General features: G+C 71.0%; 17 protein-coding genes. 14 read left to right on the top strand and 3 right to left on the bottom strand.

All coding sequences use genetic code 11. The features are described 5' to 3' along the window. Window positions 1-5 precede the first annotated feature (5 nt). From ligA to gatB, 6 genes are all read left to right on the top strand, one after another. Window positions 6-2198: an NAD-dependent DNA ligase LigA gene (gene ligA, locus ACWC1K_RS37830; protein ID WP_450837430.1), complete on the top strand. Its 2193-nt coding sequence runs from the start codon at window positions 6-8 to the stop codon at window positions 2196-2198. A gap of 259 nt (window positions 2199-2457) precedes the next feature. Next, complete coding sequence (locus ACWC1K_RS37825; RefSeq protein ID WP_450837429.1) at window positions 2458-4704, top strand: putative bifunctional diguanylate cyclase/phosphodiesterase; 2247 nt, start codon at window positions 2458-2460, stop codon at window positions 4702-4704. Window positions 4705-5055: 351 nt separating this feature from the next. Further along, window positions 5056-5352 (top strand): Asp-tRNA(Asn)/Glu-tRNA(Gln) amidotransferase subunit GatC, encoded by a 297-nt coding sequence (gene gatC, locus ACWC1K_RS37820; protein WP_030851400.1) that lies wholly within the window; start codon window positions 5056-5058, stop codon window positions 5350-5352. Between the two features lie 5 nt (window positions 5353-5357). Further along, the gene (gene gatA / locus ACWC1K_RS37815; RefSeq protein ID WP_450837428.1) at window positions 5358-6860 is read left to right on the top strand and encodes an Asp-tRNA(Asn)/Glu-tRNA(Gln) amidotransferase subunit GatA; all 1503 of its coding nucleotides are present in this window, start codon (window positions 5358-5360) and stop codon (window positions 6858-6860) included. Further along, on the top strand, window positions 6857-7099 hold the full coding sequence (locus ACWC1K_RS37810) for a hypothetical protein (RefSeq protein WP_030942833.1): 243 nt from the start codon (window positions 6857-6859) through the stop codon (window positions 7097-7099). Before gatA ends, ACWC1K_RS37810 begins: the two co-directional genes overlap by 4 nt. Window positions 7100-7114: 15 nt before the next feature. Next, a complete protein-coding gene (gatB, locus tag ACWC1K_RS37805; RefSeq protein WP_450837427.1) occupies window positions 7115-8629 on the top strand; it encodes an Asp-tRNA(Asn)/Glu-tRNA(Gln) amidotransferase subunit GatB in 1515 nt (504 codons plus the stop codon). Between the two features lie 56 nt (window positions 8630-8685). Here gatB and ACWC1K_RS37800 read toward each other — a convergent pair whose 3' ends face one another. Continuing rightward, the gene (locus ACWC1K_RS37800) at window positions 8686-9489 is read right to left on the bottom strand and encodes an SAM-dependent methyltransferase (RefSeq protein ID WP_450837426.1); all 804 of its coding nucleotides are present in this window, start codon (window positions 9487-9489) and stop codon (window positions 8686-8688) included. Between the two features lie 186 nt (window positions 9490-9675). Here ACWC1K_RS37800 and ACWC1K_RS37795 point away from each other — a divergent pair, with 186 nt between their 5' ends. The 7 genes from ACWC1K_RS37795 to ACWC1K_RS37765 all read left to right on the top strand — a co-directional run bounded on the left by ACWC1K_RS37795 (window position 9676) and on the right by ACWC1K_RS37765 (window position 17396). Further along, entirely contained in the window at window positions 9676-9963 is a 288-nt protein-coding gene (locus ACWC1K_RS37795; RefSeq protein ID WP_450837425.1) for a hypothetical protein, read from the top strand. 203 nt (window positions 9964-10166) lie between these two features. Next, entirely contained in the window at window positions 10167-12410 is a 2244-nt protein-coding gene (locus tag ACWC1K_RS37790) for an MMPL family transporter (RefSeq protein WP_450837424.1), read from the top strand. Beyond that, window positions 12388-12960, top strand: a complete 573-nt coding sequence (locus ACWC1K_RS37785; protein WP_450837423.1) for a GNAT family N-acetyltransferase — start codon at window positions 12388-12390, stop codon at window positions 12958-12960. Before ACWC1K_RS37790 ends, ACWC1K_RS37785 begins: the two co-directional genes overlap by 23 nt. An 87-nt stretch (window positions 12961-13047) precedes the next feature. Next, window positions 13048-13605, top strand: coding sequence for a hypothetical protein (locus ACWC1K_RS37780; RefSeq protein WP_450837422.1), 558 nt, complete (start codon window positions 13048-13050; stop codon window positions 13603-13605). A gap of 209 nt (window positions 13606-13814) precedes the next feature. Beyond that, window positions 13815-14000, top strand: a complete 186-nt coding sequence (locus tag ACWC1K_RS37775) for a hypothetical protein (RefSeq protein ID WP_450837421.1) — start codon at window positions 13815-13817, stop codon at window positions 13998-14000. A 143-nt stretch (window positions 14001-14143) separates the two neighbouring features. Next, window positions 14144-17182: a helix-turn-helix transcriptional regulator gene (locus ACWC1K_RS37770; RefSeq protein ID WP_450837471.1), complete on the top strand. Its 3039-nt coding sequence runs from the start codon at window positions 14144-14146 to the stop codon at window positions 17180-17182. A 22-nt stretch (window positions 17183-17204) separates the two neighbouring features. After that, window positions 17205-17396 carry a DUF6191 domain-containing protein gene (locus ACWC1K_RS37765; RefSeq protein ID WP_450837420.1) on the top strand — a complete coding sequence of 64 codons (192 nt, stop codon included), beginning with the start codon at window positions 17205-17207 and terminating at the stop codon, window positions 17394-17396. A gap of 4 nt (window positions 17397-17400) precedes the next feature. On the opposite strand, the gene ACWC1K_RS37760 is transcribed toward ACWC1K_RS37765, so the two are convergent. Next, on the bottom strand, window positions 17401-18543 hold the full coding sequence (locus ACWC1K_RS37760) for a PQQ-dependent sugar dehydrogenase (RefSeq protein WP_450837470.1): 1143 nt from the start codon (window positions 18541-18543) through the stop codon (window positions 17401-17403). A gap of 214 nt (window positions 18544-18757) precedes the next feature. After that, window positions 18758-19756: an aldo/keto reductase gene (locus ACWC1K_RS37755; RefSeq protein ID WP_450837419.1), complete on the bottom strand. Its 999-nt coding sequence runs from the start codon at window positions 19754-19756 to the stop codon at window positions 18758-18760. A 74-nt stretch (window positions 19757-19830) separates the two neighbouring features. On the opposite strand from ACWC1K_RS37755, the gene ACWC1K_RS37750 reads away from it, so the two are divergent. Further along, entirely contained in the window at window positions 19831-20781 is a 951-nt protein-coding gene (locus ACWC1K_RS37750; protein WP_450837418.1) for a 2-hydroxyacid dehydrogenase, read from the top strand. The last annotated feature ends 362 nt before the right edge of the window (window positions 20782-21143 follow it).

Below are 21143 nucleotides of genomic sequence, written 5' to 3'. Positions count from 1 at the left end.
ACACGGTGGCCGGCGACAAGCAAGCGGAGACGACGGTGCCCGCCGAGGCGCGGGAGAAGCACGCGAAGCTCGCTGAGCAGATCGAGGAGCACCGCTTCCGGTACTACGTGAAGGACGCTCCGGTCATCAGCGACGCGGAGTTCGACAAGCTCCTGCGCTCCCTGGAGGCGCTGGAGGAGGAGTACTCCGAGCTGCGCACGCCGGACTCGCCGACCCAGAAGGTCGCGGGGGCCTACGAGACGGAGTTCACCTCCGTCGAGCACCGCTCACGCATGCTCTCCCTGGACAACGCCTTCAGCGACGAGGAGCTGGCCGCCTGGGCCGAGCGCGTCGCCAGGGACGTCGGCGGGCCCGGCTACCACCTCCTGTGCGAGCTCAAGGTCGACGGCCTCGCCGTCAACCTCACCTACGAGCGGGGCCGCCTCACGCGCGCGGCGACCCGCGGCGACGGCCGCACGGGCGAGGACATCACCCCCAATGTCCGTACGATCGCGGAGATCCCGGACAGGCTGAGCGGTGACCGCGTCCCCGACCTCGTGGAGATCCGCGGCGAGGTCTACTTCCCGATGGAGAAGTTCGAGGAGCTCAACGCCCGCCTGGTCGAGGCCGGCGACAAGCCCTTCGCCAACCCGCGCAACGCGGCGGCCGGTTCACTGCGCCAGAAGGACCCCCGCGTCACCGCCACCCGCCCGCTCCACATGGTCGTCCACGGCATCGGCGCCCTGGAGGGCTTCGAGGGCCTCACCCGCCTCTCCCAGGCCTACGACCTCCTCAAGACCTGGGGCCTTCCCACCTCCCGGCACAACAAGGTGGTCGACGACCTCGACGGCGTACGGGAGTTCATCGCGTACTACGGCGAGAACCGCCACTCCGTGGAGCACGAGATCGACGGAGTCGTCGTCAAGCTGGACGAGATCCCGCTCCAGGGACGGCTCGGTTCCACCTCCCGCGCCCCGCGCTGGGCGATCGCGTACAAGTACGCGCCGGAGGAGGTCAACACCAAGCTCATCAACATCCGCGTGGGCGTGGGCCGCACGGGCCGGGTCACTCCGTACGCCCAGGTCGAGCCGGTCACGGTGGCGGGCTCCGAGGTCGAGTTCGCCACCCTGCACAACCAGGACGTCGTCAAGGCCAAGGGCGTCCTCATCGGCGACACCGTGGTGCTGCGCAAGGCCGGTGACGTGATCCCGGAGATCCTCGGCCCGGTCGTCGACCTGCGCGACGGCAGCGAGCGCGAGTTCGTGATGCCGGCCGAGTGCCCCGAGTGCGGCACGGCGCTGAGGCCCATGAAGGAGGGCGACGTCGACCTGCGCTGCCCCAACGCCCGCACCTGCCCGGCGCAGTTGCGCGAGCGGCTGTTCTATCTGGCGGGCCGCAAGGCGCTGGACATCGAGCACTTCGGCTATGTCGCCGCGGCCGCCCTCACCAAGCCGCTGGAGCCGAAGGACCCGCCGCTCGTGGACGAGGGCGACCTCTTCGACCTCACCATCGAGCAGCTGCTGCCCATCAAGGCGTACGTCCTCGACCAGGACAGCGGGCTGCCCAAGCGCGACCCGAAGACCGGCGAGGAGAAGGTCGCCACGGTCTTCGCGAACCAGCAGGGCGAGCCGAAGAAGAACGCGGTTGCCATGCTGGAGAACATCGCCGCGGCCAAGGAGCGCCCACTCGCCCGCATCCTCACGGGCCTGTCGATCCGTCACGTCGGCCCGGTCGCCGCCGAGGCGCTGGCCCGCGAGTTCCGGTCGATCGAGCGCATCGAGCAGGCCACCGAGGAGGAGCTGGCGAACACGGAAGGCGTCGGCGGAATCATCGCCGCCTCCCTCAAGGAATGGTTCGCCGAGGAGTGGCACCAGGAGATCCTCCGCAAGTGGCGCGCCGCGGGCGTGCGCATGGAGGAGGAGAGCTCGGGCGAGGAGGAGGGCCCGCGCCCGCTCGAAGGGCTGACCGTCGTGGTCACCGGCACGCTCGAGCACTTCACCCGCGACGGCGCGAAGGATGCGCTGCAGAGCCGCGGAGCGAAAGTAACCGGTTCTGTTTCGAAGAAGACATCCTTCGTTGTCGTAGGTGACAATCCTGGGTCGAAATTTGACAAGGCAATGCAGGTCAAAGTGCCCGTTCTGAACGAGGAGGGCTTCAACGTCCTGCTCGAACAAGGGCCGGACGCAGCGGCCGAAGTTGCGATTCCCATTGAGGAATAGCGATTGAAGGCCACCCGATCGGCGCATACCAGATGCATACGGGTGGCCGGGGTGCATTCGGGCAACCGTCTACGACCGCTGCCCGTGGAAGCCTTCTGCGGCCTACTGTTGAGGTGTGCACCTGCCGTGCCCAGCTGCGGTTGGGGCATCCCCTTGCTCCTGACGAGCAAGGGGAAGGGTTTTCCAACGCGGTGCCGTTGACGGATGTCGGGCAACGGGCCGCGTGGCGTGGGCACCGCCGGCTGTGAGAGGGACGGGAATGGAACCGACCGAGAGCGCCGCCCCTGACTCACGGCTGCGCCTGCACCGGGTCACCGGTGCATGGCGGGCGAGCCGGTGGGCCGGGCGGACTTCGGAGCGTCCGGGTGCGGAGGGGCGCGCCACCGGACAGTACACCGTGACGGACGGGCGCGCCCCGCATCTCACCGCCGACCACCCTCCCGGACTGCCGGATCCCGAACACGAACGGCACATGTCCTTGCCCGCGCTGCCCGCGGCGGTCGTCGCGGCGGCCGCCTTCGTCCTGGGCGCCGGCTTCTACCGCGGTTTCACCGGCACGCACGCGCTCTTCCCGGCCGGCACCGTCGGCTGGTCCTTCGCCGTGCTGACCGGCATCATCGTCGGCCACCTGGTCATGCTCGGCCGCTCCCGCTGGTGGGGCGGCACCGGCTCCGGCGCCGCCCTCACCCTCGCCGTCCTGATGCTGTACGGCTGGGTGCCCGCCGGAATGGTCAGCCTCACCGTGGTCGTGCTGGTCGGCATAGCCCGGCGCAACCGCTGGCGTCAGGGCGTGCTGCACGGCGCGGTGGACATCCTCGGCATCGGAGCCGGAGCCCTGGTGCTGGGCGCCTTCGGACGCGTGCCGTCCGTGGAGAAACCCTGGAACCCCGACACCTGGACCCTCTACACGGCGCCCGAGGTGATGCTGGTCGCCGTCGCGTACCTCCTGGTCACCCGCACCCTCCTCTGGTACCTGCACGCCCCGCGCCACGGCGGGCTGCCCACCGTCGCCCGCACCGCCCTGGTCAGACAGGGCCTGGTCGCGGTCGCGCTGCTCGGCATCGCCCCGCTGGTCTGCGTGGTCGCCGCCGCCCAGCCGGTGCTGCTGCCGCTCTTCGCCATCCCGCTGATCGCCCTCGACTCCACCCTGTGGATAGCCCGCGCCCGCGCCGAGGAGCAGCTGCGCGACCCGCTGACCGGGCTGCCCAACCGGCAGTGGCTCCTTGAGCGCATCTGGACCGCGCTGGACGACGCCGAACGCATCGGCGCCCGCGCCGCCCTGATGCTGATCGACCTGGACCGCTTCCGCTCGGTCAACGACACCCTGGGCCATCTCGCCGGTGACCGGCTGCTCCTGCAGATAGCCGACCGGCTGCGCCTGGCGCTCCCGCGGGGAGCGGAGGCCGCTCGGCTCGGCGGTGACGAGTTCGCCGTCTTACTGCCGGTCGCCGACTCCACGACCTCCGCGACCCGCCTCGCCCGGAGCCTGGTCGCCGCGCTCAGCTCCCCGCTCGACCTCGACGGGCTCACCCTCGTGCTGGAGGCCAGTGCGGGCGTCGCCGTCTTCCCGGACCACGCGCTGGATGCCGAAGGGCTGCTGCGGCGGGCGGACGTGGCGATGTACCAGGCGAAGCGGGACCGTACCGGCGTCGAGGTGTACGAGTCCAAGCGGGACTCGAACACACCGGACCGGCTGGGCCTGCTGGGCGATCTGCGCCGGGCGCTGGACGCGCAGGAGGTGGAGCTGCACTACCAGCCCAAGGTCCGCTTCGACGGACAGGTCGCCGGCCTGGAGGCCCTGGTCCGGTGGGTGCATCCCGAGCGCGGGAAGGTGCCGCCGGACGAGTTCATAGCGATCGCCGAGTCCTCGGGGCTGATGCCCCATCTCACGGAGTACGTCCTGGAGACGGCCCTGGCTCAGGTGGCCCGGTGGCGGGCGCAGGGCCTGTATGTGCCGGTCGCGGTCAACGTCTCCCCGCGTGATGTCCACACCCCCGGTTTCGCGGGCTCCGTCGCCGCCCGGCTGGCCCGGCACGGCGTCCCGGCGGGAGCGCTCCAACTGGAGATAACGGAACACGTCCTGCTCGAGGACCCGCAGCGCGCCGCCGACACACTCGCCGGGCTGACCGGGCACGGCGTGAAGATGTCACTGGACGACTTCGGAACCGGCTACTCCTCCCTGGTGCACCTGCGGCGGCTTCCGGTGAGCGAGCTGAAGATCGACCGCTCCTTCGTGGCCCGCCTCGCCGTCGACGCGGAGGACGCGGAGATCGTCCGCTGCACCGTCGACCTCGCTCATTCCCTCGGTCTGCTGGTCGTCGCGGAGGGCGTCGAGGACGACGAGACCTGGGAGCGGCTGCGGGACCTCGGCTGCGACGCCGTACAGGGCTGGCTGGTCGCCGCCGCGATGCCGCCGGAGGAGACGACGGCGTGGCTGCGGGCGCGCGGGTCGCGGGGCTGGCAGCGGCCCCGGGCGGCCCTGCCGGCCGCGGCGACCGACGAGTAGTTCCCCACGGCCCACCCCTAGGGCCGGTGGGAGGCGGGGGCCGAGACCCGGGACGGGCGCCGTTGACCCCCGACGGCCTCTTGGGCGTATGGTCCGGGAAACCGTTTCACGGTCACCGGGCCCCGCCCCATAGGATTGGGGCTAGTCGTCACATTCCCGTCTGCCTCGCGACGCCTGGCACGCACGCTCGCCGCGTTGCCGAATCGTCCACGTGGCTCCGCCACGAGGACGCTCCGGCGCCTTGCGATCGCACGCACCGGACGCCGCGAGGCCCGCCCTTCGGGCGGACGACGGGAATGTGACGACCAGCCCCGGCCCAAACCACACACACTCACCCCAGAGGAACGCTGCATGCCTGGCATTACGCGCGAGGAGGTCGCCCACCTCGCCCGGCTGGCGCGTCTGGAGCTGAAGCCCGAAGAGCTCGAACACTTCGCAGGCCAGCTGGACGACATCATCGGCGCGGTGGCTCGCGTCAGCGAGGTCGCCGACCAAGACGTACCGCCGACCTCGCACCCGCTCCCGCTGACGAACGTCATGCGCAAGGACGAGGTCCGTCCCTCGCTCACCCCCGAGCAGGCGCTCTCCGGCGCCCCGGCCCAGGAGCAGCAGCGTTTCAAGGTGCCGCAGATCCTGGGGGAGGACTAACCGCCATGACGGAGAACGTCAGCATCATCAAGCTCACGGCCGCCGAGACCGCCGCGAAGATCGCCTCCGGCGAGCTCACGGCCGTCCAGGTCGCCGAGGCCCACCTGGCCCGTATCGAGGCCGTCGACGAGAAGGTGCACGCCTTCCTGCACGTCGACCGCGAGGGTGCCCTGGCCCAGGCCCGTGCCGTCGACGAGAAGCGGGAGCGGGGCGAGAAGCTCGGCCCCCTCGCCGGTGTCCCGCTCGCGCTCAAGGACATCTTCACCACCGAGGGCGTCCCGACGACCGTCGGTTCGAAGATCCTCGAGGGCTGGATCCCGCCGTACGACGCGACCCTCACCAAGAAGCTGAAGGCGGCCGACGTCGTCATCCTCGGCAAGACCAACATGGACGAGTTCGCCATGGGGTCCAGCACCGAGAACAGTGCGTACGGCCCGACCGGCAACCCGTGGGACCTGACCAGGATCCCCGGTGGCTCCGGTGGTGGGTCGAGTGCCGCGCTCGCCTCCTTCCAGGCGCCCCTCGCCATCGGCACCGACACCGGCGGCTCCATCCGCCAGCCGGCCGCCGTCACCGGCACGGTGGGTGTGAAGCCGACGTACGGAGCGGTCTCCCGCTACGGCATGGTCGCCTTCTCCTCCTCCCTCGACCAGGGCGGTCCCTGCGCCCGTACGGTCCTGGACGCGGCGCTGCTGCACGAGGTCATCGCCGGGCACGACCCGCTGGACTCCACGTCCATCGACGCCCCGGTCCCGCCGGTCGTCGAGGCCGCCCGCAACGGCAGCGTCGAGGGCATGCGTGTCGGCGTCGTCAAGCAGTTCCGCGGCGAGGGCTACCAGGCCGGCGTCGTCCAGCGGTTCGACGAGTCCGTCGCGCTGCTGAAGGAACTGGGCGCCGAGATCGTCGAGCTGGACTGCCCCAGCTTCGACCTCGCGCTGTCGGCGTACTACCTGATCGCGCCGAGCGAGTGTTCCTCGAACCTCGCCCGTTTCGACGGTCTGCGCTACGGCCTGCGCTCCGGCGACGACGGCACGCACTCCGCCGAGGAGGTCACCTCCCTCACCCGCGAGGAGGGTTTCGGCCCGGAGGTCAAGCGCCGCATCATCCTCGGCACCTACGCCCTGTCCAGCGGCTACTACGACGCCTACTACGGCTCCGCCCAGAAGGTCCGCACGCTCATCACGCGCGACTTCGAGAAGGCCTTCGAGCAGGTCGACGTGATCGTCTCGCCGACGACCCCGACCACCGCCTTCGCGATCGGCGAGCGCATCGACGACCCGCTGGCGATGTACCTCAACGACCTCTGCACCATCCCGACCAACCTGGCGGGCAACGCGGCCATGTCGCTGCCCTGCGGTCTGGCCCCGGAGGACAACCTCCCGGTCGGGCTGCAGATCATCGCCCCGGCGCTGAAGGACGACCGTCTTTACAAGGTCGGCGCAGCCGTCGAGGCCGCCTTCGTGGAAAGGTGGGGGCACCCGCTCCTCGAGGAGGCTCCGTCGCTGTGACCAAGGCACTGACCAAGGCCAAGGACTTCAAGAAGTCCAAGTCCGGTACGTACGTGTCCATCGCCACCACCGCCTTCGGCGCGTTCGGTGTCGCCAAGCGGATCAAGAAGGCCAAGGCCGAACAGGACACGCTGCGGCTGATCGACGCGACGGTCGCCGCCGTCGGCATCGTCACCGGCCTCGCCATCCTGTACCGCGAGCTGAAGCGGCTGGGCGACGACGACGTCCTGCTGGGCTGAGAGGGAAGTTTCACCGTGACCACCACGACCGACCTGGTGTCGTACGAGGACGCGCTGGCGTCGTACGACCCCGTCATGGGCCTCGAGGTCCATGTCGAACTCGGCACCAAGACCAAGATGTTCTGCGGCTGTTCGACCGAACTCGGTCAGGACGCCAACACGCAGACCTGTCCCACCTGCCTCGGCCTGCCCGGCTCGCTCCCGGTCGTCAACGCGACCGGCGTCGAGTCCGCGATCAAGATCGGTCTCGCGCTGAACTGCGAGATCGCCGAGTGGTGCCGTTTCGCCCGGAAGAACTACTTCTATCCGGACATGCCGAAGAACTTCCAGACCTCCCAGTACGACGAGCCGATCGCCTTCAACGGCTACCTCGACGTACAGCTGGAGGACGGCGAGACCTTCCGTGTGGAGATCGAGCGCGCCCACATGGAGGAGGACACCGGCAAGTCGACCCATGTGGGCGGCGCGACGGGCCGTATCCATGGCGCCTCGCACTCGCTGCTCGACTACAACCGCGCCGGCATCCCGCTCATCGAGATCGTCACCAAGCCGATCGTCGGCGCGGGCGACCGTGCCCCCGAGGTGGCGAAGGCGTACGTCCGTGAGCTGCGCGAGGTCATCAAGGCGCTCGGTGTGTCGGAAGCCCGCATGGAGATGGGGCAGATGCGCTGCGACGTGAACCTCTCGCTGATGCCCAAGGGCAGCGAGAAGTTCGGCACGCGCTCCGAGACGAAGAACGTCAACTCGCTGCGGTCCGTGGAGCGTGCGGCCCGTTTCGAGATCCAGCGGCACGCGGCCGTGCTGAACAGCGGCGGCACGATCATCCAGGAGACCCGCCACTTCCACGAGGACACCGGGTCGACGACCTCGGGCCGGGTGAAGGAAGAGGCCGAGGACTACCGGTACTTCCCCGAGCCGGACCTGGTGCCGGTGGCCCCCTCGCGCGAGTGGGTCGAGGAGATCCGGGCGGCCCTTCCCGAGCTGCCGCTGGCCCGCCGCACCCGGCTGCTCGCCGAGTGGGGCATCTCCGCCACCGACATGCAGGCGATCCTCAACGCCGGTGCGCTGGACCCGATCGTCGCGACGATCGACGCCGGTGCCGACGCGGCCTCCGCCCGCAAGTGGTGGATGGGTGAACTGGCGCGCAGCGCCAACGAGTCGGGCATCTCGCTCGACGAGCTGGCCATCACGCCGGAGCAGGTCGCCCGGGTCACCGCGCTGGTCAACTCCGGTGATCTGAACGACAAGCTGGCCCGCCAGGTCATCGAGGGCGTTCTCGCGGGCGAGGGCACCCCGGACGAGGTCGTCGACAAGCGCGGTCTGAAGGTCGTCTCCGACGACTCGGCGCTGGGTACGGCGGTCGACGAGGCCATCGCCGGCAACCCGGGCATCGCCGACAAGATCCGCGGAGGCAAGGTGGCCGCGGCGGGCGCCCTGGTCGGCGCGGTCATGAAGGCGACCCGCGGTCAGGCCGACGCGGCCCGCGTCAAGGAGCTGATCCTTCAGAAGCTGGGCGTCAGCGAGGGCTGAGCACGCGACTCGGGGGCTGCGCCGGCGTACCGGCGCAGCCCCCGAGGCATGTCAGCTCACCGCCGGCGTGCCACGATCCGTGCGAAGCCGAGCAGATGATCGACGTCGGCGTGCATGAGGTCCACGGACCAGCGCGCCATGTCCGCCATGAACGCGCTGGAGCTCTCCTCGGCGCACACCTCGCTCCACAGCAGCCAGTCGCGCCAGCCGTCCTCGAGCCAGTCGGCCGTCTCGACCTCCACGGCCCTGCTGCGGGTCCACAGGCGGCGCCACCACGCGGGGGTGTGGAACGCCCAGAAACCGGGGTCCTTCTCCCAGTACTCCTTCAGGTGCTCCGGCGGCTCGGCGCCCTCCGGTTCCTGCCGGAGTGCCGGTACGACGATCCCGATCCGTCCGCCCGGCTTCAACAGCCGGGTCAGCGTGGGCAGATACAGGTCGTTGGTGCCGAAGTACTGGTACGCGTCGACGGACACGATCGCGTCGAACGTGTCCTGGCCGAAGGGCAGGTCGTGGGCCTCGGCGTACACGGGCAGCACCCGGTCGGCGACGCCCGCCTCGGCGATGCGCACGGCGTTGTCGTCGGGCTTCACCCACAGGTCGGCCGCGGTGACCTGGACGTCGTACTCCCTGGCGAGGAAGACGGACGTCATCGCGCGGCCGCAGCCCAGGTCGAGGACGCGGGCGCCGGGGCGCAGCTCCTCCAGGCCGAGCGCGGGGGCCAGCCACTCCAGCAGCCACAGCGCGTGCGGGCCCATCTGGTTCTCGACGGTCCAGCGGGCGTCGTAGCGGTTGCTGCGGGCCCATCGGGGGTGGGTGAGGCGGTCAGTCAGGTCGTCGTTCGTGGTCCTGGTGTCGGACATCGGTGAACGGGCTCCTTGTGATCTTCGTAGGGGAAGTCGATGCGTAGGAGCTCGGTCGGACCTTCAAACAATGCACCCGCTTCGGTCGTCGGCGAGGAGCCGGGGACTGTCGACGGGCGGAAGCTAGCAGCCCTCGTGGGCGTCCCGCACCTGGTTTCCCGGCGGGAGGCGCTACGCTCGCCCGCCATGAACGGACGCGTTGATTCCGAGATACCGGACACGGATGTCGTGGACGCGCGCCGGGCCCGCTGGACGGCGGCCGGAACGGGAGCGCTGCTGACCCTCGCGGGATTGGCCGCCTCCGTGCTTCGAGCCTCTGGTCCCGCCCCGGCGGTGGTGCCCGCCGCCTACGCCTTCGGGGCCGCCGTCTGTGCGCTGGCCTCGGTGCTCGGCTCCCGGGGGCGCACCCGACGGGCGCTGTGGCTGCTGATCGTCGGGGCGATGGTGATGGCGCTGGGGGACCAGTTCGACTGAGGTGACAGAGTGGTCGTTACTGTCCTGTGATCTGCCTCCCATTCCCGTGAATAAGCCCATGAACGGCGTAAACGATCATTTCTGCCTGCAAGAGTGGTCCTCGCATTGCTCATGCGTTCTTTGCGGGCTGTTCATCTTGTGAACGACAGTTTCACGGCTGTTCCCGGTCAAAGATCCACAAATCATCCTCCGGGAGCTCGTTCGTGGCAGCCCTTGCACGCTGGTGTGTTCGGCACCGCCTCGTCGCGGTACTGCTGTGGCTCCTCGCCTTCGGCGGGGTGAGCGCGGCCGCCGCCGTCACCGGCTCGGCGTACTCGAACGACTACGAGGCTCCCGGCACCGAGTCCGGCCGGGCCATGCAGCTGCTGCAGGACGGCTTCCCGGGGTTCGGCGGCGACAGCGACACCGTGGTCTGGCACACCACCTCCGGCACCGTCCGGGCCGCCGACGTCGAGCAGACGATGACCGAGACCCTGGACAAGATCGCGGACCTGCCCGGCATCGCCTCCGTCAGCGGCCCCTACGACGGCCAGGGCGCGGGCCGGATCAGCGCCGACGGGCACACCGCGTACGCCACGGTCACCTTCGCGGACCGGGCCGAGGACATCAAGAAACCCGAGGCCGAGGCCGTCGTCCGCACGGCCGAGGCGGCCCGGGCCGACGGTCTCCAGGTCGAACTCGGCGGCAGCGCCATCGGGCTCACCGAGTCCGCGGGCGGACATCTGGCCGAGGTGGTCGGCGTGGTCGTGGCCGCCGCCGTCCTCTTCCTCGCCTTCGGCTCGCTCGCCGCCTCGATGCTGCCCATCGCGACCGCGCTGGTCGGCGTCGGCACCGCCTACGGCGCGATCGTGCTGCTCGGGCACGCCATGACAGTCGCCGACTTCGCGCCCATGCTCGGCATGCTGATCGGACTCGGCGTCGGCATCGACTACGCGCTGTTCATCGTCACCAGACACCGACGCGGACTCAAACGCGGGCTGTCCGTCACCGAGGCGGTCACCGGCGCGGTGGCAACCACGGGACGCGCCGTGGTCTTCGCGGGTGCCACCGTTTGCATCGCCCTGCTGGGGATGCTGATCCTCAGGCTGAGCTTCCTCAACGGCGTCGCGATCGCCGCCTCGCTGACCGTCGTCCTGACGGTCGCGGCCTCCGTCACCCTGCTGCCCGCCCTGCTGTCCTTCATAGGCCCGCGCGCCCTGAGCCGGCGCGAGCGGCGCCATCTGGAGGAGCACGGCCCGCAGCCGGAGCTGCCGACCGGCCTCGCCCACCGCTGGTCCGCCTTCGTGGAACGCCACCCCAAGGTGCTCGGCATCGTCGCGCTGGTCGTCATGACCGTCCTGGCGCTGCCCACCCTCTCCCTCCACCTGGGCACCTCCGACCAGGGCAACGACCCGAAGACATCCACCACCAGGCAGGCCTACGACCTCCTCGCCGACGGTTTCGGGCCCGGCGTGAACGGGCCGCTGACCGTGGTGACGCGCGTCGACGGCGCCGAGGACAAGCTCGCCCTCGACAACCTCGACGCCACCATCCGCACCACCGAGGGCGTGGCGTCGGTGACTCCGGTGACCTACGACACCGGCGGCGACACCGCGTACTTCACGATCGTCCCCGAGTCGGAGCCCCAGTCGCAGAAGACCAGCGACCTCGTCGACCGGCTGCGCACCGAGGTGCTGCCGCGCGCCGAGACCGGCACCTCGCTCGATCTGCGCGTGGGCGGTGTGACGGCGAGTTACGACGACTTCGCCGCCGTCATCGTCGGCAAGCTGCCCCTGTTCGTGGGCGTCGTCATCGGCCTGGGCTGTCTGCTCCTGCTGCTCGCCTTCCGGTCCATCGGCATCCCGGTGAAGGCCGCCGCGATGAACGTCGCCGCCGTCGCCGCCGCCTTCGGAATCGTCGTCGCGATCTTCCAGTGGGGCTGGGGCAGCGAGCTGCTGGGCCTCGGCCGCGCGGGTCCCATCGAGCCCTTCCTCCCCGTGATCATGGTGTCCGTGCTCTTCGGGCTGTCCATGGACTACCAGGTCTTCCTGGTCAGCCGGATGTACGAGGAGTGGCTGGAGACCGGCGACAACCGGCGCGCCGTCCGCGTCGGGCTCGCCGAGACCAGCCGGGTGATCAACTCGGCCGCGGTCATCATGATCTCGGTCTTCCTCGCCTTCGTGCTCAGCGGCGACCGGGTGATCGCCATGTTCGGCATCGCGCTCGCCTCCGCGGTCGCCCTCGACGCCTTCGTGCTCCGCACCCTGTTGGTACCGGCCCTCATGCACATGCTCGGCGGCGCCAACTGGTGGCTGCCCCGCTGGCTCGACCAGCGCCTGCCCCGCATCAGCATCGAACCGCCAGAAGCCCGCGCGGCCCATGAGAGGCTGGCCGCGGCGACGGACGCCGAGGTGGCGGACGTACTGGCGAAGGGGCAGGACGAGGATGTACGCGATACCTCTGGGTGACGGTGCCGAACTGCGTCCCCTGGAGCCGTGGCACGGCGAGGAGTTCCTGGCGCATCTGGAGCGCGGACGGGACTTCATCGGACAGTTCATCGCCTTCGGCTCCAAGGCCGTCGACGTCCCCTCCGCACGGGAGGTGCTCCAGCGGTACGCCGACATGCGCGCCGCCGACACCGGCTCGCTCCACGGCATCTGGCTGGACGGAAAGCTGGTGGGTGGCGTGCTCACGCTGAACTTCGACGCGGAGACCGGCAACGCCGAGGTCGGCTGCTGGCTGGAGCCCGCGGCGACGGGCCGTGGACTGGTCACCCGGGCGATGCGGGTGCTCATCGACTGGGCGGTCGAGGAGCGCGGCATCCACCGCATCGAATGGGTCGCGGCCTCGGGGAACGTACCCAGTCTGAACGTCGCCCGGCGCCTCGGAATGACCCGCGACGGTGTACGGCGCCAGGCGCACCCCTATGGTGGGGTGCGGCACGACCTCGAGGTGTGGTCGATCCTCGCCCCGGAGTGGCGCGAAGCACGCGCGCGTGCCGAACACAACGATCATTGACGATCCGTAATCCGTAAGAAGAGGCCTCCGCGATCGCCCCGACGATCATTAAGAGACTTCTCAGACAGCGTCCGTACGGTGCGAGGTATGGGAACCACCAAGACTGATGACGAGGCCGGCACGACCGAGGCCACCGAAGTGAAGCCCGACGAGGAGACGGTGGACGCCACCGCAGCCGAGGAGACCCCCGAGGAGGCGACCGCCGAGGCGGACCTTGTCGAGAGCGACCGGGTGAGCGACGAGGAAGGCCCCTCCGGCGTCGGCCAGGGCGCGGGCGCCGTCGTCTCCGCCGGGCTCGGCATCGTCTCGCTGACCGGCAGCTGGATCGGCACGGTGGCCGCCGCGCGCGAGACGCTCGTGGGCCAGCTGCAGACCTCGCAGACCGCGACCGTCGCCAAGCAGGTCAAGGAGGTCTACGGCGACGCCTGGCAGACCAGCGCCCTGTGGGGCGGCCTGTTCGCGCTGCTTGCGCTGGTCGTCGGTGTCGTGGTGCTCGCCCGGCCCGCCTTCGGCGCCCCCGGCAGGCCCCAGCCGGTCTGGATCAAGTCGGTCGCCTGGGGCGGCGTCGCGCTCGGCGTCATCGGCCTGCTGCTGGCCGTCCTGAAGTACACCGACATCCTGCTCGGCCTGCCGTCGACCAGCTGAACCACCACCGCATCACCGCAGGTCCTGAGGGGTCTTAGGGCATCCGTGAGCACCTTACGGATGTACCTGAGGCCCCTCACGCACATCTAAGGCCCCCGGAGGGCCCGAAGATGCGGAACTCTCCCGATGTGGCGCACCCCCCTTGGAGACGAAGGTTGAGGCATCGCAGCAAGCGAAGCCCGAAAACCACCACTCACAAGGGACACACCATGTACGAGTACGAGATCTCCCAGTTCCGCTCCGCCGAACTCATCCGCGAGGCCGAGCAGGAGCGGCTGGCCCGCGAGGTCGTCCGCGGCCGCCGCGCCGCCCGCCACGAGGCCACCCGCCACGCCGCCGAGGAGGAAAGCCATAGCCGGGGTCTTCGCCGGCTACGCTCCGCCCGCGCGGCGTGAGCGCGGTCTCGCTCCGGGAGGGCGGGCGCGGAAAGCCGGCCCTCCCGGCGTTCGAGGACAAGGCCCCTCCAGGGCCGAAGCCGGGGTCCGGGGGCGGCAGCACCCGGACGAAAACCGTTCCCGCGCTGTCGGACCCCCGTGCGATGCTCGGCTTCGTGGAGACCAGGTCCGTAAGCCCCGTGTTCGTCGGCCGAAGAGAAGAACTCGACACGCTGAACGACGCCCTCGCCCAAGCCGCCGCGGGCACCCCCCAGGCCCTCCTGATCGGCGGCGAGGCCGGGGTCGGCAAGACCCGGCTGGTCGAGGAGTTCGCCACCGCGGCCTGCCGTCAGGGCGCCGTCGTCGCGCTCGGCGGCTGTGTGGAGATCGGCGCCGACGGGCTGCCCTTCGCACCCTTCTCCACCGCCCTGCGCGCCCTGCGCCGCGAACTGCCCGACCAGCTCGCCGCCGCGGCCGCCGGCCAGGAGGAGGAGCTCACCCGGCTCCTGCCCGAACTGGGCGAAACCTCCGGAGGGCGGCATGACGAGGAGGGCATGGCCCGCCTCTTCGAACTCACCGCCCGCGTCCTGGAGCGTGCCGCCGGCGACCGGACCGTCGTCGTCGCCCTCGAAGACCTCCACTGGGCCGACGCCTCCACCCGCCACCTCCTCGCCTATCTCTTCCGCACCCTGCGCACCGGCCGCCTGGTCGTCCTCGCCACCTACCGCGCCGACGACATCCACCGCCGTCACCCGCTGCGCCCCCTGCTCGCGGAACTCGACCGGCTGCGCACCGTCCGCCGCGTCGAACTCGGCCGCTTCAACCGGGAGGAGGTCGGCCGTCAGATCGCCGGCATCCTCGCCGCCGAACCGGACCCCGCCCAGATCGACGACATCTTCGAACGCTCCGACGGCAACGCCTTCTTCGTCGAGGAACTCGCCGTCTGCGCCAGCGAGGGCTGCGGCACCGGCCTCACCGACTCCCTCCGCGACCTGCTCCTGGTCCGTGTCGAGGGCCTGCCCGAGATCGCGCAGCGGGTCGCCCGGATCGTCGCCGAGGGCGGCTCCACCGTCGAGTACCCGCTGCTCGCCGCCGTCGCCGGGCTCGCCGAGGACGACCTCATCGAAGCGCTGCGGGCCGCCGTGAACGCCAACATCCTGCTGGCCACGACCGCCGGCGACGGCTACCGCTTCCGCCACTCGCTGGTCCGCGAGGCCGTCAGCGACGACCTGCTGCCCGGCGAGCGCTCCCGCCTCAACCGCCGCTACGCCGAGGCCCTGGAGGCCGACCCGGCGCTCGTCCCCGCCGACCAGCGCGTCATGCGCCTGGCCAGCTACTGGTACCACGCCCACAGCGCGGCCAAGGCCCTGCCCGCCGTCCTGGACGCCTCCGTCGAGGCCCGCTGCCGCCACGCCTACAGCGAGCAACTGCGGCTCCTGGAACGGGCGATGGAGCTGTGGGACACCGCCCCCGAGGACGTACGGGACCGGCTGCGCCCCATCGACTACACCGAGGTCTACCCTCCCTGCGGCTGCGACCCGGCCACCACACCCCTGCGCTACATGGACCTCATGGCCGAGGCCGCGGTCGCCGGCCGGCTGTCCGGGGAACGCGAACGCGCCCTGCAGATCACCAAGCGGGCACTGCATCTGCTGGAGGAGGAGGGCGATCCCCTGCGCGCCGCCTGGTTCTGGGTCCAGCGCTCCCGTCTCGTGCAGGCCCTCGCCCGAGGCGACGGCTGGAAGGAACTCGGCACCGCCCAGGAGCTGGTCCGCGGACTGCCGCCCTCCGAGGTGCACGCCGAGGTGCTCTCCACCGCCGCCAACTGGTCGATGCTGCACGAACCCGGCCCCGACGCCCTCTCCTCCGCCGAGCGTGCCGTCGAGTACGCCCGCATGGTCGGCGCCCGCGAGACCGAGCTCAACGCCCGCCTCACCTACGGCGGCCTGATGGTCGACGCGGGTTCCGTCGAGGCGGGCCTCGCCGAGATGCACGAGGTCAAGGACCTGGCCCTGAAGGAAGGCGTCTCGTACGTCGCCGGTCGCGCCTACGTCAATCTGGCCTCCGAACTGGACGCGGTCGGCCGTACCCGCGAAGCCGTTCCCCTCCTCCAGGAAGGCCTCGTCTACACCAGGAAGTTCGGCCAGTTGGACTCCGAGGCCTGGGTGTGGGCCAACCTCTCCGAGGCGCTCTACTCCCTGGGCCGCTGGGACGAGGCCGCCGACGCGGCGGCCGGCGCCCTGCGCGTGGGACACGGCGCCAAGCCCCGGGGCGGCGGCGCCAGCTGTCTCGCCCACGTCGCCCTCGGCCGCGGCGACCTGCCCGAGGCCGCCCGTCAACTCGCCGCCGCCCGCGGCTACTTGGGCACGCACGATCCCATGCCTCAGCACACCCTGCTTCTTTCCCGCATCGAGATCGGCGTGGCCGCCGGCGAGGGCCGCCTCCTCGACGCCCGGGCCGAACTCGCCCGAGCCCTGGTCTCCGACATACCGCCCGGCACCCAGCGCTACGGCTGGCCGCTGCTGCTCGCCGCAGCCACCGCCGAGGCCGACGCCCGGGCCCTGCCCGCGGCGGCCCAGGGCCGTGCCGACGCCCTGGAACGGCTCCGCGAGGCCGTCAAGAAGACCACCACCGACACCCCCATCTGGCTCGCCCACGAGCAGTGGGTCCGCGCCGAACTCGCCCGCGCCGAGGGCCGCGACACCACCGACACCTGGTCGGACGTGGTCACCTCCTTCGAAGCCCTGGACCGCCCCTACGACCTCGCCCGTGTCCGCCACCGGCTGGCCGAGGCCCTTCTCGCCTCGGGCGGCGACGACGAGCGCGACCGCGCCACCGAACTGCTGCGCCTGGCCCACGCCGTGGCCGACCACCTCGGCGCCCGCCCCCTTGCCGACGCCGTCGCCCTGCTCGCCCAGCGGGCCCGCCTCGCCCTCAAGCGCGTCCCGGGCCCTCGGCCCGCCGACCCGGCGGAGGCGCTCGGCCTCACCGGCCGGGAACGTGACGTCCTGCGCCTGGTCGCCGCAGGCCGTACCAACCGCCAGATCGCCGAGGAACTCTTCATCTCCCCGAAGACCGCCAGCGTCCATGTGTCGAACATTCTGGGCAAGCTGGGCGTCTCAGGAAGAGGAGAGGCGGCGGCGGTGGCGCATCGACGGGGACTCTTCCCGCCGGGGGACGGCGACCGCCTGATCGCCGGATGACGGAGCAGCTGAAGGGAAAGCGATGTTCAACGTCTTCGAGGAACTCTTCGCACCCGGCCGCAAACACACCCGCGACGAGAAGAAGAGGCTGGAACTGACCCGCGAGGACGTCGGCGACAACGACCCCGGACGCGGGCCGATAGACCTCGAGTCCGGGAAGGTCGTCGTACGGCCGCCTCGGCAGGAGGAGCAGACGGACGCTGCCGAGGAGTGACCCCTCAGCCGACCTGCAGCTCCAGTATTCGGTCGTCGCCGGACTTCGGGTCTCCCCGGCCGTCCGTGTTGCTCGTCGTCAGCCACAGCTTGTCGCCGCCGGCCGAGACCACGGTCCGAAGGCGGCCGTACTCGCCCTGCAGGAAGGACTGCGGAGCGGCCGAGGCCGCCGTGCCCTTCAGGGGGATGCGCCACAGACGCTGCCCCTTCAGGCCCGCCATCCAGATCGAGCCCTTGGCGTAGGCGATACCGCTGGGCGAGGCGTCGTCCGTGTGCCACTGGGCTATCGGGTTGTGGTACTCGGGAGCGGACGACCTGCCCTCGGCGTCCGGCCAGCCGTAGTTGCCGCCAGGCTTGATCGCGTTCAGCTCGTCCCAGGTGTCCTGGCCGAACTCCGAGGCGAACAGGCGCTGTTCGGGGTCCCAGGCCAGGCCCTGAACGTTGCGGTGACCGTAGGTGTAGACGGGGGAGTCGGGGAAGGGGTTGCCGGGAGCCGGGTCGCCCTCCGGGGTCAGACGGAGGATCTTGCCGCCCAGCGACTTCTTGTCCTGGGCCAGGCCGCGGTTTCCGCTCTCGCCCGTGCCCGCGTACAGCATCCTGTCCGGGCCGAAGGCGATCCGGCCGCCGTTGTGGATGTAGCCCCTCGGGATGCCCTTGAAGATCGTGTCCGGCGCGCCCAGCTGTTCGCCGGCCGGTTTCCTCGCGTCGTACAGCAGACGGACGATGCGGTTGTCCGAGGCCGAGGTGAAGTACGCGTAGATCATGTGGTCCGCGGCGTAGTCCGGGGAGAGCGCGATGCCGAGGAGGCCGCCCTCTCCGGCGGGGGAGACCCCGGACACCTTGCCCAGCTCGGTCTTCCTGCCGGTCTTCTCGTCGACCTTCGTGATCGTCCCCTCGTCACGGGAGGAGACGAGCAGGCCCCCGCCGGGCAGCCGGGCGAGGCCCCACGGGGTCTTCAGTCCGGTGGCGACCGTGCGCAGCACCTTGACGGAGCCCTTGGCGGGCGGGGCCTTTTCGGCGGCCTGCCGCGAGGGGGACGCGCTCGCGGCGGTGCTGCTGCCGGCCCCCGTACCGTCGCCGCCGGACCCTCCGCCGGAGGAACAGCCCGCTGTCAGCAGGAGCGCGGTCGTGGCCAGCGCGGCCGGCACAGCTCGTCGTAGCACGGTCTCGGTCCCTTCGGGGGGCGGTCCAGCGGCAGGTTCTACTTGTCTTACACTGCTCGCGTCCCCGCAGGTTCCCGGTCCACGGATCCCGAATCTCCGCCGCCGCGCCCACCCGCCCGCTCCCGGTCCCACGACCACCGCCCTGCCTGCGCCGGCGCATGGGTCGGTGCGGCTGTCGTCTCCGCGCGAACCGTCGGGGTCAGTCCCAGGATCCCCGCGCGCCCGGCAGTTCCGCCAGTTCGGCCAGGTCCTGCGGGGTCAGCCGGAGCGCTGCGGACGCGGCGTTCTCCGCTGCCCAGTGTTCGTGTTTGGTGCCCGGGACCGGGACCACGTGCCGTCCCTGGGCCAGCACCCAGGCCAGGGCCACCTGGGCGGGCGTGACCTCGTCGCCGTGCCGGGCCGCGACCCGGCGCAGGCCGGCCACGATCGGCTGGTTCGCGGCCATCATCTCCGCGGTGAAACGGGGGTGGCGGGCGCGCACGTCGTCCGGTTCGAAGCCCTGGCCCGGGGTGAGCGTGCCGGTCAGGAAGCCGTTGCCGAGCGGCATCGCGGCCAGGAAGCCGACGTCACGCGCCTCGCACCACGGCAGCAGCGACTCCAGTGCCTCCGGCGACCACACCGACAGCTCGGCCTCCACCGCGCTCACCGGGAACACCTGCTGGACGCGCTGCAGCTGCCTGATCGTCGCGTCGTGCAGTCGGCCGCCGGAGCGCCGGCCGCCGCGGGCGCCCACCGCGCACAGGCCCAACGCCCGTACCTTTCCGGCCCGGACGAGCTCCGCCATCGCGCCCCACGTCTCCTCGACCGGGACCTCCGGGTCCTCGCGGTGCAGCTGGTAGAGGTCGATGACGTCCGTCTGCAGGCGCCTCAGGGACGCGTCGCAGGCGCGCTTCACATAACCGGGGCGGCCATTGGCCACGATGTGCTGCTCGCCCACCAGCAGACCGACCTTCGTCGACACGAAGGCGTCCTGGCGGCGATCCTTCAACGCCCGCCCCACCAGCAGCTCGTTGGTGAACGGGCCGTACATGTCGGCCGTGTCCAGGAGCGTCGAGCCCGCGTCCAGCGCCCGGTGCACCGCCCTGAGCGAGGCGTCACCCCGCTGCCGCGACCCGCTGTACGCCCAGCTCATCGGCATGCACCCGAGTCCGACGGCCCCCACCGCGAGTGCCCCCGCGCCGATCGTCCTGCGCTCCACCTGCTCGTGACCCTCCCTCTCCTGGCCCCCAACCTAACCTCTGCGCTGCCGTGGCCCTGACATAGCCTCCTGACATGACTGCTGACGTGTGGCTCCCCATCCCGCCCGACACCATCGAGGGGCTTCCCGAAGGCCCCAGCTACCGTTTCTGGGACGGCGCCGACGACTTCCCCGGGGACCCTGCCGACTGCGTCTACTACGTCGTTCCCTACATGAAGCCCGGTGACGTGGGCATACGTCCCCTGCCGGCGTTGAGCGGCGTGCAGGTCGTACAGACCCTGTCGGCCGGCATCGACAGCCTGGAGCCGGGGCTGAAGCACCTGCGTCCCGGCGTGCAGGTGTGCAACGCGCGCGGGGTGCACGAGGCGAGCACCGCGGAGCTCGCGCTCACGCTGATCCTCGCTTCGCTGCGCGGCGTCCCCGACTTCGTGCGGGCCCAGGGCCGCGGGGAGTGGCTCGGCGGATTCCGGCCCGCGCTGGCCGACAAGAACGTCCTCATCGTCGGATACGGGTCGATCGGTGCCGCCATCGAGGACCGGCTCGTTCCGTTCGAGGTGGCGCGGGTGGCGCGCGTCGCGCGCTCTGAGCGCACCACGGCGCGCGGCCCGGTGCATCCGCTCACCGATCTGCCCACCCTGCTGCCACAAGCGGATGTCGTCGTCCTCGTCACGCCCCTCACCGAGGCCACCCGCGGCCTCGCCGGCGCCGACTTCCTCGCGCGCATGAAGGACGGCGCGCTCCTGGTGAACGTCTCCCGCGGCCCCGTCGTCGACACCAAGGCCCTGCTCGCCGAGGTGGAGACCGGCCGCATCACCGCGGCACTCGACGTCACGGACCCGGAGCCGCTGCCCCGCGAACACCCCCTGTGGCGTGCCCCGGGAGTCCTCATCAGCCCCCATGTCGGCGGCCCCACGTCCGCGTTTCTGCCCCGCGCCAAGCGACTGCTGGTGGACCAGTTGACCCGTTTCGTGAACCGGGAGCCGCTGCGCAACGTGATCCTTACGACAGGCGCAGACGGCGCGTGACCCCGACGGCTTGAGCGTCCCCGTGCGCGCCCCGCGCGAGGGACGCAACGGGCGTGCAATCCGTTTCCGGTACCCTCCGCAACCCTGCGGACGCGGTCCGTGCTCACATTCCCGCTGGTCGTCACGGAGCGTAGAGGAACTATGTCCCTGAGTGACGAGACTGGTGTATCGTCCCGAGCAGGGGCTGCGCCGCACCGTTCGGCGCCGGGGATGGAAATTCAGACTGTGAGGGGGGCGACGGGCGATGCACGGCCTATGGGCGAGCGATCCGACGCGACGGGGCCGCCGGAGGCGACTCTGGCGTACGGCCGCGCGCAGACGCGGTCACCACGGCAGTCACGGCTGCCGTCACAGCCATCACC

The organism is Streptomyces sp. NPDC001492 (genome assembly GCF_053597275.1).
Note: the sequence above shows the minus strand (reverse complement) of the source record. Positions and strands in the feature narration are given on the sequence as shown.